The 15,605-nt window shown below is 66.6% G+C and carries 14 protein-coding genes; 8 read left to right on the top strand and 6 right to left on the bottom strand.

The genetic code is table 11. The features are described from left to right. The first annotated feature begins 69 nt into the window (after positions 1–69). Both QSJ18_RS16195 and QSJ18_RS16190 read left to right on the top strand, forming a co-directional pair. The gene (locus QSJ18_RS16195) at positions 70–1,422 is read left to right on the top strand and encodes an ATP-binding protein (protein ID WP_286327617.1); all 1,353 of its coding nucleotides are present in this window, start codon (positions 70–72) and stop codon (positions 1,420–1,422) included. Positions 1,423–1,484: 62 nt separating this feature from the next. Further along, positions 1,485–2,159, top strand: coding sequence for a response regulator (locus tag QSJ18_RS16190; RefSeq protein WP_286327696.1), 675 nt, complete (start codon positions 1,485–1,487; stop codon positions 2,157–2,159). Between the two features lie 17 nt (positions 2,160–2,176). Here QSJ18_RS16190 and QSJ18_RS16185 read toward each other — a convergent pair whose 3' ends face one another. Then, complete coding sequence (locus QSJ18_RS16185; RefSeq protein ID WP_286327616.1) at positions 2,177–3,376, bottom strand: serine/threonine-protein kinase; 1,200 nt, start codon at positions 3,374–3,376, stop codon at positions 2,177–2,179. Positions 3,377–3,454: 78 nt separating this feature from the next. On the opposite strand from QSJ18_RS16185, the gene QSJ18_RS16180 reads away from it, so the two are divergent. From QSJ18_RS16180 to QSJ18_RS16170, 3 genes are all read left to right on the top strand, one after another. After that, the gene (locus tag QSJ18_RS16180; protein WP_286327615.1) at positions 3,455–4,471 is read left to right on the top strand and encodes an Rv2578c family radical SAM protein; all 1,017 of its coding nucleotides are present in this window, start codon (positions 3,455–3,457) and stop codon (positions 4,469–4,471) included. A gap of 151 nt (positions 4,472–4,622) precedes the next feature. Next, positions 4,623–5,414: a hypothetical protein gene (locus QSJ18_RS16175; protein WP_286327614.1), complete on the top strand. Its 792-nt coding sequence runs from the start codon at positions 4,623–4,625 to the stop codon at positions 5,412–5,414. Positions 5,415–5,429: 15 nt separating this feature from the next. Next, entirely contained in the window at positions 5,430–7,022 is a 1,593-nt protein-coding gene (locus QSJ18_RS16170; protein ID WP_286327612.1) for a DNA polymerase Y family protein, read from the top strand. Here the strand turns inward: QSJ18_RS16170 and QSJ18_RS16165 are convergent. Next, positions 7,013–8,962, bottom strand: a complete 1,950-nt coding sequence (locus tag QSJ18_RS16165; protein ID WP_286327611.1) for an SDR family oxidoreductase — start codon at positions 8,960–8,962, stop codon at positions 7,013–7,015. The two genes, QSJ18_RS16170 and QSJ18_RS16165, sit on opposite strands and share 10 nt — an antisense overlap. A 144-nt stretch (positions 8,963–9,106) precedes the next feature. Here QSJ18_RS16165 and QSJ18_RS16160 point away from each other — a divergent pair, with 144 nt between their 5' ends. Next, the gene (locus QSJ18_RS16160) at positions 9,107–12,424 is read left to right on the top strand and encodes an error-prone DNA polymerase (RefSeq protein WP_286327610.1); all 3,318 of its coding nucleotides are present in this window, start codon (positions 9,107–9,109) and stop codon (positions 12,422–12,424) included. Positions 12,425–12,446: 22 nt separating this feature from the next. After that, the gene (locus QSJ18_RS16155; RefSeq protein WP_286327608.1) at positions 12,447–12,674 is read left to right on the top strand and encodes a DUF167 domain-containing protein; all 228 of its coding nucleotides are present in this window, start codon (positions 12,447–12,449) and stop codon (positions 12,672–12,674) included. Between the two features lie 17 nt (positions 12,675–12,691). On the opposite strand, the gene QSJ18_RS16150 is transcribed toward QSJ18_RS16155, so the two are convergent. After that, positions 12,692–13,156 (bottom strand): tRNA (cytidine(34)-2'-O)-methyltransferase, encoded by a 465-nt coding sequence (locus QSJ18_RS16150; protein ID WP_286327607.1) that lies wholly within the window; start codon positions 13,154–13,156, stop codon positions 12,692–12,694. Positions 13,157–13,177: 21 nt separating this feature from the next. Between QSJ18_RS16150 and QSJ18_RS16145 the strand changes: the two genes are divergently transcribed. Beyond that, on the top strand, positions 13,178–14,704 hold the full coding sequence (locus tag QSJ18_RS16145) for a recombinase family protein (RefSeq protein WP_286327606.1): 1,527 nt from the start codon (positions 13,178–13,180) through the stop codon (positions 14,702–14,704). Between the two features lie 9 nt (positions 14,705–14,713). Here the strand turns inward: QSJ18_RS16145 and QSJ18_RS16140 are convergent, their stop codons facing one another. The 3 genes from QSJ18_RS16140 to QSJ18_RS16130 form a co-directional block, all read right to left on the bottom strand. Next, positions 14,714–14,941 carry a hypothetical protein gene (locus QSJ18_RS16140; RefSeq protein ID WP_286327605.1) on the bottom strand — a complete coding sequence of 76 codons (228 nt, stop codon included), beginning with the start codon at positions 14,939–14,941 and terminating at the stop codon, positions 14,714–14,716. Beyond that, positions 14,929–15,276: a hypothetical protein gene (locus tag QSJ18_RS16135; RefSeq protein ID WP_286327604.1), complete on the bottom strand. Its 348-nt coding sequence runs from the start codon at positions 15,274–15,276 to the stop codon at positions 14,929–14,931. The genes QSJ18_RS16140 and QSJ18_RS16135 overlap by 13 nt, the downstream gene beginning before the upstream one ends. After that, on the bottom strand, positions 15,273–15,605 hold a 333-nt coding region (locus QSJ18_RS16130), incomplete at its 5' end, for a hypothetical protein (protein WP_286327603.1). The genes QSJ18_RS16135 and QSJ18_RS16130, both read right to left, overlap by 4 nt.

Genomic DNA, 15,605 nt, shown 5'->3' with positions numbered 1-15,605 from the left:
GTGGTGGTGACTGCGCATCGGGTGTCACCCTGAGATATCCCCGGAGATGGAGAACCGGGGTGGACCCTGATGTGCCTGACCGGATTTTCGTGCCACCATCGAGTGGTGAGCCGCCCCGTACAGATCGAGCCGGCGCCGCGTCTGGTGCGGCGTGACGGTGGTCGTGTCATCGGCGGGGTGGCGGGCGGTATCGCCGACCATTTGGGCGTCGACGTCTTCCGCGTGCGGGTGGTCTTCGTGGTGCTGGCGGCGCTCGCCGGGGCGGGGGTGCTCGCCTACGGCCTGCTGTGGTTCTTCTGTCCGCCGGGCCAGGACACCGCGCCGCCGGCGCCTGGTGTGCGCAGACAGTCGCTGGGGCTGGCGGTGTTGGGCCTGGTGGCGATGTCGGTGGTCGGTTTCGCCGCGTCGGGAACCGCGGCCGAATATCTGGTGCCTTTCGTGTTCATCGCGATCGGCGCGAGTCTGGTGTGGCGGGAATTCGATACGTCGGCCCGTGCGCCGCGAACATTGGTGCTGACCTGGACGCGGGTGATCGGTGGCGCGGTGCTGGTGATCGGTGGACTGGTCGTCGTGGTGGTCGCGGGTAACCGCTCCTTCGGCGGTCTGAACACGACGCTGCTGGCGGTGGTCGCCACCCTGGTCGGGGTGTCATTGCTGACCGTCCCGTTGTGGATGCGGTTGTGGCGGGCACTCAACGAGGAGCGGGCCGCACGGATCCGGAACGCTGAACGCGAGGAGATCGCGTCACACCTGCACGACTCGGTACTGCAGACCCTCGCACTGATCCAGAAGCGGGCGCAGCGACCCGAGGAGGTGGCGCGCCTGGCCCGCAGTCAGGAGCGGGAGTTGCGCACCTGGCTGTTCGGCGACCCGGCGAGGCACTCCGCGTCGCTCGCCGGGGCGTTGCGTGAGGTCGCGGGCGAGGTGGAGGACACCTACGGGGTGGAGGTCGAGGTGGTCACCGTCGGCGATCTGCGTCCCGATCTGGACGACAAACGCTGGGCGGCGGTCATCGGGGCGACACGCGAGGCATTGATCAACGCCGCCAAGCATTCTGGGGAACGGTCGGTCGATGTCTATTGCGAGGTTCCCGACGACGAACTCCCGGAGGGCGACGGCGATGCCCCCGATCGCGAAACCGCGGTTCGGGAACAGACCGTGGAGGTCTTCATCCGGGATCGCGGTAAGGGTTTCGACGCGGCCGCGGTACCCGCCGACCGGCAGGGAGTGGCCCGCTCGATCACCGCTCGGATCGAACGCGCCGGGGGCAGCGCACATGTCGACTCGGTACCGGGGCGCGGGACGAATGTGCGATTGTCGATGCCGAGGGGTGACGTGTCCGGGTCTGGCGGTAAGGACAGTCCGAACAGAGATGGTGAACGAGTGGATTCTCGGCAGCAGGAGAGAGGGCATCGGGTGTGAGTGATCGGGGTGTGAGTGATCCGGGTGTGAATGATCCGGGTGTGGGTGATCCGGCTACAGCGATGGAACCCGAGCAGGGACGCAGGTGTGGGGTCTTCCTCGTCGACGACCATGCGGTCTTCCGCTCGGGCGTCCGCGCGGAACTGGCGGGGGAGTCGGGGCTACGGGTCGTCGGGGAGGCCGGCACGGTGCCCGAGGCGGTCGAGGCGATTGTCGCGTCCCGTCCCGACGTCGTGCTGCTCGACGTACACATGCCCGGTGGGGGTGGCGTGTCGGTGTTGCGTGGGGTGAGTGATGCGCTGGGAGCGCAGGCCCCGGTCTTCTTGGCGCTCAGCGTGTCCGATGCGGCCGAGGACGTCATCGCGACCATCCGGGCGGGCGCCCGTGGCTATGTGACCAAGACGATCAGCGGTGGTGACCTGGCTGACGCGGTTCGCCGGGTCGCGGATGGCGATGCGGTGTTCAGTCCACGGCTGGCCGGCTTCGTGCTCGATTCCTTCACCGGCAAGTCGAGTGCACCGGAACCGCCGCTGGATCCGGAACTGGATTCGCTGACCCGCCGTGAGCTGGAGGTGCTGCGGTTGCTCGCCCGCGGATACACCTACCGCGAGATCGCCGAGGAACTCTTCATCTCGATCAAGACGGTCGAGACGCATGCCTCCAACGTGTTGCGAAAGACGCAGCAGTCCAATCGGAATGCGTTGACCCGGTGGGCGGCCACCCGCCATATCGGCTGACGACGCCCGGTGGGCGGCTACTTCAGCAGTGCGACCACGAGCACCGCGATGATCGCGATGACGAGGAAGCAGCCGAAGACCGCGAGGGCGAGTCTGGTCGGTGAGGTCGAGGACGGGCGGACACCGGGGATCGGGTCGTAGGGACTCGTATACGGCTGGTGGACCGGTGGTTCGGGCATGAACGGCTGTGGCGTCATGGTCGGCGCGAAGGCGGAGCCCGGCGTCGACGGTGGACCGACGCGGGTGGACGGATTGCCCGTGGGCGGGAGTAGGGTCTGGGCGGAGGGGCCCGACGGAGAACCGATGAGTCCGGGCGGCCGGAGCGGGGTGACGAGGATCTGAGCCGTGGTGCGATGGGTACCCGCGGCCACCTCGGCGAGGAGGTTGCGAGCTTCCTCCATGGTGGGTCGTCGGGTGGGGCTCGGTTCCAGTAGCTGCAACAGCACCGGTTCGAGCTCGCCGGCTCTGGTCATCGGCTTGATCTGTGCACGGGCCACGCGATGGAGCAGTACCAGCGAGTTCTCATCGAGTCCGAAGGGCGGCTCGCCCTCGACCATGGTGTAGACCGTCGCCCCGAGGGAGTAGACGTCGGAGGGTTCGGCGGTTTCGGAGCCGCGGGCGACTTCCGGGGCGAAATAGGCCGGAGTGCCGGTGATGACGCCGGTCTGGGTGAGGGAGACATCGTCCTTGGCGCGCGAGATCCCGAAGTCGGTGATCTTGACCAGCCCGGCGATCCGGGCTCCGGTGGCGATGAGGATGTTGCCGGGTTTGATGTCGCGGTGCACGATGCCCGCCGCGTGCGCCTCGGTCATCGCGTCGGCCACCTGCGCGCCGATCTGTGCGGCCTCGGTGATGCTGAGAGTTCCTGTGTCATGCAGAATCTCGGCCACACTCCGGGAGGGGAGATACTCCATCACCAGCCATGGTTCACCGCGATCGAGTGCCACGTCGTGCATGGCGATGGCGTTGCGGTGGGAGAGTTTGGCAGCGATCCGGCCCTCACGCATGGCGCGTTGCCGGATGTTGTCTGCCGATTCCTCCGACATACCCTCGGTGGAGACGACCTGTTTGACCGCGACCTCGCGGTCGAGTAGTTGATCGCGGGCGAGCCAGACGGTGCCCATACCGCCGCCGCCGATGTGCGATTGCAGCCGGTATCGTCCGGCAACCAGGTACTGGGGGCCTGGCCTGCGGTGGTTTCCGGACTCGGTGGGCATAACGGCGATGATAGCGGGGGCGGATACCGCCGAGCGACCCACTTGACATCGTAGTCGTACATATGTTCGACTCGCGCTATGCGATGGTCGGAGCAGGCGGTCGACGCCGACGACGGTGCGTTCCCCGGGTTTGCGCGCTCGGGTCTGGTTCGTTCGGTGCGTTCCCCGGATTTCGAGGGGATCACCTTTCACGAGGTGCTCGCCAAGAGTGCGCTCAATCGGGTACCGGATACCGCACATCTGCCGTTTCGCTTCACCGTCAACACCTTTCGTGGGTGTACGCACGCCTGCCGGTACTGTTTCGCGCGTCCGACGCACGAGTATCTGGACCTCGACGCCGGTAAGGACTTCGACACCCAGGTCGTGGTGAAGCTCAATGTCGCGGCCGTGTTGCGTCGAGAGCTGAGGCGACGGTCGTGGACGCGCGAGACGGTCGCGCTCGGTACCAACACCGATCCCTACCAGCGGGCCGAAGGGCGGTATCGGCTGATGCCCGGGGTGATCTCGGCGCTGACCGAGGCGCGGACCCCGTTCTCGATCCTCACCAAGGGCACGCTGTTGCGGCGGGATCTGCCGCAGCTGCGCCAGGCGGCCGGCGAGGTCCCGGTGAGTATCGCCATCTCGCTGGCGATCTTCGACGACGACCTGCAGAAGCAGATCGAGCCGGGCACCCCGTCGCCGCGCGCGCGGCTGGCGCTGATCCGGGAGGTGGCCGATGCCGGCTTCGCGCCACAGGTGATGCTGGCGCCGGTGATTCCCTACCTGACCGATTCGGCGGCGCATCTGGATGAACTACTGGGAGAGCTCGCCGCGGCCGGGGCGTCCGGGGTGACCGCCTTTCCCATGCATCTGCGCGGTGCGACGAAACCCTGGTTCCTGGAGTGGCTGGCCGAACAGCATCCGGCCTTGGTGCGTCGCTATCGCGGCCTGTACGGCCGTGGGGCGTATGTGACGCCGGAATATTCGTCGTGGCTGCGGGAGCGCATGGTGCCGATTGTGGAGCGGCATGGACTGGCCGGACTGCGCACCGAGAATGCCGGCGACATCGAGCCGGTGGCGAAGCCCGAGCTGCAGCAGGCGCTGACGCTGTTCTGACTCCGGTCTCCCGATCTCCGGATCGGTAGTGGCGGTGACCTGCGATGTTGACGCTTGTCGGTGGCCGGTCCTACGATCGAGGCATCGAAAGTATGTTCGATGCAGCACCTTCCCGGCTGCGCTGTTCTCATCGCGGTTCTGGAGGGTCGACATGGGTTTTTCACCGGAAGCAATTTCATCGCAGCGGGCGCACGCGCAGCGGGTGCATGCCGATGCGCTGGCGGGATTACGCAGGCAGATGGCGGTCCTGTCCGGTGATCCCGATCGTCGGTCGCCGGAGCGGCCGGACCGGTCGGCGGATGCGCTGGTGATGCCGGAATGTCTGTCGGAGGTCTTGCCGCAGAACGGGATACCACGGGGCACGGTCGCCTGCCTCGGTGGCGCGAACTCGATGCTGGTGGCGATGATCGCCTCGGTGACCGGGGCCGGTGGCCGCGTCGGGATCGTGGGATTGCCCGGACTCAATCTGTTGTCGGCGGTGGAGATGGGGGCGGATCTGTCGCGGATCGCGGTGATCCCGGCGCCGGGACTGGATCCGGTGGAGGTGGCCGCGGTCCTGCTGGACGGCATGGATCTGGTGGTGCTCGGGGCGCGCGGTACCGCCGTCGCGCCATCGCGTGCGCGGGTGGTGCAGGGCCGAGCGCGGAAGCAGTCGTCGGTGTTGCTGGTGGTCGGGGGTGACTGGCCGGGGGCGCAGCTGCGGCTGGACGCGGAGGTGATCACCTACCGGCACAGTCCGGACCGATCGGTCGTGGATCTCACCGCCGCCCGTAACGGGTACGGCCGCATCGGCGGAATGCGTCTACGGGTGACCGTGTCGCGCCGCTCCGGCCGGCCGGGCACCGTCGAGGTGGAGCTGGTGACACGTGGCCAATGGGCGGCCCGGCAGGTGGAGCTGGTGCATCTGGGGGATGCTCGCCCAGAACTCGCGGTCGCGAACTGACCGATGGCGGAGACGATGTCACGATCCGCGGCGCCCCGGCGGGTGCTGGCCCTGTGGTGTCCGGACTGGCCTGCGATGGCGGCGGCCGTCGATGCGCAACTCTCCCCGCGTGATCCGGTGGCGGTGCTGGCGGCGAATCGGGTGGTCGCCTGTTCGGCGTCGGCGCGTGCACTGGGGGTCCGGCGCGGCATGCGAAAGCGGCAGGCACAGGCGGCCTGCCCGGAGATGACGGTGATCAGCGCGGACGAGAACCGGGACGGCCGGCTGTTCGAACCGGTGGTCTCGGCGGTGGCGCACGTGGTCCCGACCCTGGAGGTGCTGCGCCCGGGCCTGCTCGTGGTTCCCGGCGACCGCGCGGTCCGCTATTTCGGCACGGAGGAACGGATGGCCGAAGAGGTGATCGACGCGGTCTCCGCCTGCGGCGTCGAATCCCAGGCCGGGGTCGCCGACGAGCTGTTCACCGCGGTGCTCGCCGCCCGCGGCGGAACGCATGTCGGATCCGGTGGTGACCGGGAGTTCCTGGCCGGTCGGCCGGTCGCGGATCTGGCCATCGAGCCGAGCCTGGGTGATCCGTCACGGACCGAGCTGGTGGGTCTGCTGCGCCGGCTGGGGATTTCGACGATCGGTGCCTTCGCAGCACTGTCGGCGGCCGATGTCGCGACCAGGTTTCCGGCGGATGCGGTGGTGGCTCACCGGCTGGCGAACGCGCAGCCGGGGCGGGTGCCGTCGGGGCGGCGGGATCCGGTGGAAGTGGCCGTCGAACAGGCATGTGAGCCGCCGATCGATCGGGTCGACGCGGCGGCCTTCCTCGGCAGGCAACTCGCCGACACCCTGCATCGGGGGCTGGTCGCGGCCGGGGTGGCCTGTACCCGCCTGACGATCGAGGCCAGAACCGAACGCGGTCAACGGCATTCGCGAACCTGGTGCTGCGCACAGCCGCTGACCCCGGAATCGACCGCGGATCGGATTCGGTGGCAGCTGGAGGGCTGGCTCACCGAAGGGCGTCGGCGAGGCAGCGGCCGGGTGCCCGAGGATCGCCCGGATTCGCCGATCGCCTTCCTGCGGCTGGAACCGGTGGAACTCGTGGAAGCCGGTGCGCTGCAATATGAGCTGACCGGATCCGGCGGGGTCGCCGATGTCGAGGCCGACGCACGTGCGCGCCGGTCGCTGGTGCGGATCCAGGGCCTACTCGGTGGTGACTCGGTACAGGTGCCGGTGCTCAGCGGCGGTCGCGGACCTGGGGAGCAGGTGACCCTGGTGGCCCTCGGTGACGAGCAGGTGCCCGCCGCGGACCCGGACGCACCCTGGCCGGGCCGATTGCCGCAACCGGCCCCGGCGGTGCTGACCGATGCCGAGGTCGCGGTGCTGGACGGACTCGGACGTCCGGTGTCGGTGACCGGCCGGGGTGCGTTCACCGCCGAACCGGTCACGCTCACCCAGGCGGGTGGCCGCCGCGGCTGGGGGCTGAACTGGTGGGCGGGGCCGTGGCCGACCGGCACCGACGCGGCCGGGATCACCGCCCGCGCACAGGTTCTGCTCGACGATGCCCGGGCACTGCTGCTGTGTTACCGCGCCGGTGGCTGGATCGTCGAAGGGGTCTACGAGTGAGATCGACCGGTGTTCTTTCCGAGCGCGGCGGCCGATTCGTCGAACATCAGGAACTCCTGATGGAGCACCCGCCGGACCAGTCTCGGCGTGATCCGCCGACCCACTTCGGCGAGGGTGCCCACCGGCGAACTGATGCGTTGTGGCCGGCGCACGATCGCCTCGAGTACCCGCGAGGCGGCCTTGTCGACATCCCAGGTGCCCGGCTGATTGCGGTAGGCCTCGGTCGGCGCGATCATCCGGGTGCGCACCAGTGGCAGCCGGACATTGGTGAAAGTCACATGGTCGGACAGGGTTTCGGTGCCGGTGGCCTCACTGAAGGCCTCCAGGGCGGCCTTCGACGCGGCGTAGGCGCCGAACCGCGGTCCATGTGTCTGGACCGCGATCGAGGTCACGTTGACCACGTGACCGCTCTGTCGTTGCACCATGTGGGGGAGCAGGGCGAGCGTCAGCCGGACGGCGGCGAAGTAGTTCACCGCCATCACCCGCTGGTAGTCGTGCATCCGGTCCACCGAGTTGAGGGTGGCGCGTCTGATCGACCGCCCGGCGTTGTTCACCAGGACGTCGATGTGGCCATGGTCGGCGAGGATGCTCTTGACCATCGACGCCACCGACTCCTCGTCGGTGATGTCGCACTGGTAGGCGGTCGCGCGGCCCGGTGGGATGCCCTTCTTGGTAGAGGCGGCGTTGAGTTCGGCGACGGTGGCGTCGAGTTCGGCGGCGTTGCGGGCGACGATGATGACGTCGGCCCCGCGGGTGACGCACATCCGGGCGACCGACTTCCCGATTCCGCTCGAGCCGCCGGTGACGAGGATGTGTTTGCCGACCAGCGGTCCGCGCCGATCGGTCCGCCGGTTGCGGGCCGGGTCGAGGTGGTCGGCCCAGTACTGCCACAGCCGGGGTCCGTACTCGTTGAGTTCGGGCAGAGTGATGCCCTGGTCGCGCAGCGTCGCCAGGGTGGCCTCGGAGCGGAAGTCGACCGGCAACGACAACGAGTCCAGGACGGCGGGCGGGATACCCTGCTGCGCGGCGATCGCGTTCCGGCCCAGGCGCAGCGGACCTCGTCCGGACAGGACCAGTGCGGGTTCGACGAGTCGGTGAGGGATGACACTGAACCCTTGGGGCGCACCGAAACCCGGGGCGATGGCGTTGTACATCTCGGTGATGCTCCGGCGACGGGTGTCGCCGAGATGGAAGACGAGCCCGCTGCGCTGTGGGTCGACGCCGAGCAGGGCGACGATGCCGTGCACCACGTAATCCACTGGGACCATGTTGATGGTCCCGAGGTCGGGCATCGGGATTCGCATCGCCGAGGGCAGACGGCCCAGCACGCCGAGATGCCCGAAGAAGTAGTACGGGCCGTCGATCTTGTCCATTTCGCCGGTGCGGGAATCGCCGACCACCACGGAGGGGCGATAGATCCGCCAGCGCAGTCCCTCACGTTCCCGGATGATCCGTTCGGCCTCGAATTTGGTGCGGTGATAGGGGGACGGGAAGCCCTGTCCGGCGTCGAAATCACGTTCGGTGAACCGGCCTTGGTGATCTCCGGCGACCGCGATGGAGGAGATGTGATGGCACAGTGCGCCGCGGGCGAGGGCGAAGTCGGCGACGCGAGCGGTGCCCTCGACGTTGGCCGACTGTTGTGCGTCCGCGTCGGCGGACATGTCGTAGATCGCCGCGAGATGGATGACGTGGTCGATGTCGGGCAGATCGTCGGCGCCGTCTTCTCCGGGGCGGAGTCCGAGCCCGGGGGCGGTGAGGTCGCCGGTGACCGGTGTGATGCGGTCCGCGCCGGGGTGACCGATGAAGGATTCGACGAATCTGGTGCGTGATTGTTCGCGGACCAGCGCGTGGATGGTTGCGGTCGGTTCGACGACGAGTAGTCGTTCGATGACCCGGCGGCCGATGAAACCGCTTCCACCGGTGATGAAGTAGTTCGGCATGTGATGTATCCGATCGAACTGTCGGGGCCTTGGTGGCGATATCTGGTACCCAGAGTGACACTTACATTGGCGAATGGCAATGTCTTTGTCGGGTGAGCTGCCACTCACGTTGGCTATCGAACATACTTTCGATAGAATGGTGTGGTGGGTTGGGATCAAGGACCCCCGACATGGTCGGAGATGGAACGGGTGCTCTCGGGGCGGGCGCCGGGTTCCGGCGACCGGCCGGGTGAGACATTCGGGCCGGGTAGCGCTGTGCGCAGCGGTCACGCCGGTGACGGCCTGGCCGCGGGTGATCCGGCCGGGGACGGGAATGACAGTCCGGCCTGGTCCCGCAAACGTGGTACCTACCGGGCCGAGGGAATCGAGCGTGGCAGGTCGACGATCGCCTACGCCGAGTTGCATGCGCACAGTGCCTACAGCTTCCTCGACGGTGCGTCGATGCCGGAGGAGATGGTCGAGGAGGCGCAACGCCTCGACCTGCGGGCCCTGGCGGTCACCGACCACGACGGTTTTTACGGCATCGTCCGATTCGCCGAGGCGGCAAGGGAATTCGGGATGCCGACGGTCTTCGGCTCGGAACTGTCGCTGGAACCGGATGTCACGCGAACCGGTCATCGGGATCCACCCGGGGAGCATCTGCTGGTGCTCGCTCGGGACGGGGAAGGATACCGGCGGCTGTCCCGCACGATCGCCGCCGCACATATGGTGGCCGGGGAGAAGGGGCTGTTGCGCTATGACCGCGCGGCGTTGGCCGGTGCGGGCGACGGGCATTGGCTGATTCTGACCGGCTGCCGTAAAGGGTCGGTACGCCGAGCACTGGACCGCGGTGGCGTGCGCGCCGCCGCGGCGACGCTGGCCGGACTCGTCGAGGAATTCGGGCGGGACAATGTCGCGGTCGAACTCACCGCGAACGGGCTGCCCGACGACGACGAACGCAATGCGGCGCTCGCCGGACTCGCCCTCCGGGCGGGGGTGACGACGGTGGCCACCACGGGCGCCCATTTCGCCGCCCCGCATCGCCGGCGGCTGGCCATGGCCATGGCCGCGGTTCGGGCGCGGACCGATATCGAGACGATCGCGGGATGGATGCCCGGGGTGGCCGGTGCACATCTGCGCAGCGGTGACGAGATGGCGCGGCTGCTGCCCGCGCACCGAGATGCCATCGACAATGCGGTCGGCATCGCCGCCGACTGCGCCTTCGAACTCGGTTTGATCGCACCGCAGTTGCCGCCCTTCGCGGTACCGGAAGGCTATACCGAGATCGGCTGGCTGCGGGAACTCACCATGGCTCGTGCGCGCACCCGGTACGGCACGCCATCGCAGGCGCCGCAGGCCTATCGTCAGATCGAGCACGAACTGGCCATCATCGAGACGCTGACATTTCCGGGCTACTTCCTGGTGGTCGCCGACATCGTCGACTTCTGCAAGAACAACGACATCCTCTGTCAGGGCCGGGGGAGTGCGGCCAACTCGGCGGTCTGTTACGCGCTCGGCATCACCAATGTCGATCCGGTGGAGAACAAGCTGTTGTTCGAGCGGTTCCTCTCGCCAGAGCGCGACGGCCCGCCCGATATCGACGTCGACATCGAATCGGATCGACGTGAGGAGGCCATCCAATACGTCTACCGGCGCTACGGCCGCGACTACAGTGCGCAGGTCGCCAACGTCATCACCTATCGTCGGCGGTCGGCGATTCGGGACACCGCGCGGGCGCTGGGATATGCGACCGGCCAGCAGGATGCGTGGAGTAAGGCGCCCGACGAGGCGCCGGCCGACGTCGCCGAGCTGGCTGCCGAGATCGCCGGTATGCCAAGACATCTGGGTATTCACTCCGGTGGCATGGTGATCTGCGACCGGCCGATCGCCGACGTCTGTCCCACCGAATGGGCGCGTATGGCCGATCGCAGTGTCCTGCAGTGGGACAAGGACGACTGTGCGGCGATCGGGCTGGTGAAATTCGACCTACTCGGCCTCGGCATGTTGTCGGCGCTGCACTACGCGATCGACCTGCTCGCCGAACACAAGGGGATCGAGGTCGATCTCGCCGCCCTCGACCTGAGTGAACCGGCCGTCTACGAGATGTTGTGCCGAGCGGACTCGGTCGGCGTTTTCCAGGTGGAGTCACGAGCCCAGATGGCCACCTTGCCCCGGCTGAAACCTCAATGTTTCTACGACCTGGTGGTCGAGGTCGCGCTGATCCGGCCCGGCCCGATCCAGGGCGGGTCGGTGCATCCCTACATCCGTCGGCGCAATGGGTTGGAGGCGCCGAGTGTCGAACATCCGTCGATGCGGCGCGCGCTCGACCGCACGCTGGGTGTCCCGCTCTTCCAAGAACAGCTGATGCAACTGGCCGTCGACGTCGCCGGGTTCGATGCCGCGGGTGCCGACCGGTTGCGCCGGGCGATGGGCTCCAAACGATCGCCGGAGCGGATGGACCGGCTGCGGCAGGACTTCTACGACGGGATGAACCGACTCCACGGCATCACCGGTGAGGTCGCCGATCGTATCTACGAGAAGATGTCGGCCTTCGCGAATTTCGGTTTTCCGGAAAGCCATTCGCAGAGTTTCGCCTCGCTGGTCTTCTACTCGTCGTGGTTCAAGTTGCATCACCCGGCCGCTTTCTGTGCGGCACTGCTACGCGCACAGCCGATGGGCTTCTACTCCCCGCAGTCACTGGTTGCCGACGCCCGCCGGCACGGAGTCACGGTGCATCGGCCCGATATCAACCTGTCGCTGGCCCACGCCACCCTGGAAGATCAGGGAATGCAGGTGCGCTTGGGGCTCGACGGAATACGTGGGGTCGGCACCGACGTCGCCGAGCGGATCGTCGAGGCCAGGGGAGTGGGTGATTTCACCGACATCACCGATGTGGCCCGGCGGGTGGGGCTGACCGAGCCGGAACTGGAAGGCCTGGCGGGTGCGGGCGCCTTCGACGGATTCGGTGTCAGCCGCAGGCAGGCGCTGTGGCAGGCGGGGGCGGCCGCCAAGGTGCGGGCCGATCATCTGCCGCTGACGCCGACGTCGGCGGCACCGGCGTTACCGGGTCTGTCCGAGGTCGAACTCGCGGCCACCGATGCCTGGGCGACCGGGATCACCCCGACGTCCTATCCCACCCAGTTCTTGCGTCCCCGGCTGCAGGCGATGGGGGTGGTTCCGGCCGAGGGGCTATTGTCGGTTCCGGATGGCTCCCGCGTACTGGTCGGAGGTGCGGTGACGCACCGGCAGCGGCCGGCGACAGCCTCCGGGGTCACCTTCATCAACCTCGAAGACGAGACGGGGATGGTGAATGTGGTCTGCTCGGTCGGATTGTGGTCGAAGTATCGGGGGCTGGCGCAGTCGGCGTCGGCGTTACTCGTCCGCGGCCGGGTGCAGAATGCCGAGGGGGCGGTAACCATCGTCGCAGAACGGTTGCAGCGCATGGATCTTCGGGTGGGGACCCGATCGAGGGACTGGCAGTGAGGCCGCAGATGACAGGGGAGACATGTCGCAGCAGGTAGTGGTGACCGTGAAACCGAACAGCCGCAAGGGGCCAGCGGTCGAGGAAGGACCGGACGGATCGCTGATCCTCTTCGTGCGGGAACCGGCCACCGAGGGCCGGGCGAACAAGGCGGTCGCGGAAGTGTTGGCCGCGCATCTGGGCGTACCCAAGAGCAAGGTGGCGCTGATCGGTGGCGCGACCTCGCGCACCAAACGATTCCGCGTCGGGTGACCGGGCCGCGTTGGTGGTCAGACGGCGCCCTGAAAGCCGTTCTGCCGCCAAGCTTCATAGACCGCGATACTCGCCGCATTGGCCAGATTGTGTGATCGCCGTGCGGGAAGCATCGGAATGCGGATGGTGTCGGTGATCTCGTCGAACTCGAACACCTCGTCGGGCAGGCCGGTGGGTTCGGGGCCGAACAGCAGCACGTCGCCCGGGCGGTACTCGACGTCGGAGTGATACCGCGTGGCATGTGCGGTGAAGGCGAACACGCGTTCGGGTTGCAGAGTGGCGAATGCGGTGGCCAGATCCGGATGCACCGTGACATGCGCCATCTCGTGATAGTCCAGGCCCGCCCGCTTCACCTGTGCGTCCGACATCGAGAATCCGAGCGGCTCGATGAGGTGCAGTTCGCAGCCGGTGTTCGCGGCAAGCCTGATCGCGTTCCCGGTGTTGGGCGGGATGCACGGTTGATAGAACATGATCTTCCACATAACTCTTGCTAGTCTCCTGACATGCGTGTTCTTGGTCGAGTGCGGTTGTCGAGGTCTACTGAAGAATCTACGTCCGTCGAGCGTCAGCGCGAAGTCGTCGAACAGTGGGCTGAGCGCGAAGGCCACACCGTCGTCGGTTGGGCGGTAGACGACGGAGTCTCGGGATCGATCGACCCGTTCAAAACCCCGGAGTTCGGGCGGTGGCTGACCAGTCCAGATCTGATCGACACCTACGACGCGATAGCCGCGTGGAAGCTCGACCGCCTCGGTCGAAGCTCGATCCACCTACACGCTCTGTTCGGTTGGGCCGACGAACACAACAAGTCGCTCGTATCGGTCACCGAGAACATCGACATGTCCAACTGGGTTGGACAGATGATCGCTGGCCTCCTCTCGGGTCTGGCGAAAGGCGAGCTCGAAGCGATCCGGGAACGGCAACTGGCGAGTCGGCAGAAGCTTCGGCAGCTCGGACGCTGGCCCGGCGGGCAATTCCCGTACGGATACAAGCCTGTCGACAACCCCGACGGACCCGGATTCGTTCTAGCGGTGGACGAGTCCGCACAGGCCGTCATCCACGAGATGATCCGAGACGTAGTCGATGGGCGTGGCGTTGCCTACGCCGTGAAACGGCTCAACGAAGCGGGTACGCCAATACCCGCCGAACACCGGAAGGCTGTACGGGGAAAGCCGTTCGATCCATCGAAGACCTGGAAGCAACAGACCGTCAGACAAGTTCTGAAGTCCAAGGCACTCCTTGGATACCAGGTAGTCAAAGGCGAGACCGTCCGTGACGACTCCGGTAACCCGGTGCTGATCGGTGAACCGCTCGTCACGCTCGACGAGTTCGAGAAGGTCCAACAGGCGTTAGCCCCAAAGGGGAAGACCGCTCCCCGACGACGTGCGGCACCGTCCCCGCTAGCCGGGATCGTCGTCTGTCACGGATGCCGACGACCGTTGCACTACGACAGAAGTACCCACAAACGGGAACGGAAGTCCGGAGAGATCCGGGAGTACGAATACGTCTACCTCCGACACCCTGTCGAGTTCTCCCCCGGCCCCGAGTGCTCGTCGACACCTATCCCGGAGCAACTCGCTATGTCGTACGTCGAAGAGTTCGTTCTAGACGAGATCGGCGACGACGAGATGGTCGAACGGGTGTGGGTCTCCGGAGATTCGAAGTCCGACGAGATCCGACAGGTTCTATCGGACCTAGACGACTTGACCGAGATGATCGGGACTCTCAGCTCAGAGTCCGGAAAACAACGGCTACAGAAGCAGATACAAGCGAAAGACGCTCAGCTAGCCGAACTAGAACAGGCTCCGACGACCGAAGCTCACTGGGAGTTCCGCCCGCTCGGCAGAACCTACCGCGATGCCTGGTCGGAGATGACCGACGACGAACGACACGACATGTTGGTTCGCGCCGGGATAACCGTCGGTCTACGGATCGACTCCGAAGGCAACCGCCGGAAGCCGACGGAGTCTCATCCTGTGTTCTTCGATGTCCACGTGCCCGAAGACCTGCGAGAGCGGCTCAGCTCGGTCTGAGAACCGGGGCTATCTCAGGTACCAGTCAGCAACAGACGTACCGAGCGCTTCGAGCACGTCGGTGGTGGTGACGATCTCGGCTAGGTCGAGTTCTCGGATGATCTGGTTGACCTCCGAGGCCCATTCGGTCAGACCTTCGTACCCGGTGACCCGAGGCCGGGTGAGGGCCTCGGGAAGTGCGTTGACCACGGTACCGACCGGGTCTGTGACGGTCTGTTGAGCTTTCAGCTTTGCCATTCGATGCGCCGTTCTCCGGTGCTGCGAACTGATACGACCAGTACTTCTCCGTCGTCCTCGGGTAGGTCGAGTTGTCGGATCAGTGACTGGTATGTCGCGGTGTGGAGTCGTAGTTCTTTCAGCTCCGGGAGTTCGACTCGTTGGCCCATCGATCCTCGGGTCCACAGTTCGTCGGCTTCGTCGACCGCGTTCTGTAGTCGGGCGATGACATCGAGTTCGCGTGCTGCTCGTTCGAGAAGGGTCAGTTCTGCTGGCGTGAGGTCGTAGTCAGCGGTTACCGCTTTCCACAGTTTCGCGCCTTCGGTCCCCAACCCTTTCGGCTTTCGGGGTGTCACTGGCCCGCCCGCTTTACCGCATCGGTGACCTGAGACCCGTTGAGCGGCATGACGATCGCTTGCCGCCCAGACGAGACAGCGGCCTGTTCCAGGTCGTTGAGTTCTCGCACGTGCGTCGGTTCGGCGGTTGTTCGTGCTGCTGTTTCGGTCAGCGCGTCCGAGAGCGCTTTTGCTGCCGAGTTCGACTCGGCCGGCGGTGCCTCCGGCTCTCCGAACTGCTCTCGCATGAACCGTTCTAGCTCGGTCTCGGGCTTGCTCGGTTCCTCGGGAACATCGCCGCATAGCTCGCGGAAGGCGTTGTTGAGCGAGTCGGTCATCTGCATAGCCTT

Source organism: Gordonia heveisoli, from assembly GCF_030315745.1.
GTDB lineage: Bacteria > Actinomycetota > Actinomycetes > Mycobacteriales > Mycobacteriaceae > Gordonia.
Note: the sequence above shows the minus strand (reverse complement) of the source record. Positions and strands in the feature narration are given on the sequence as shown.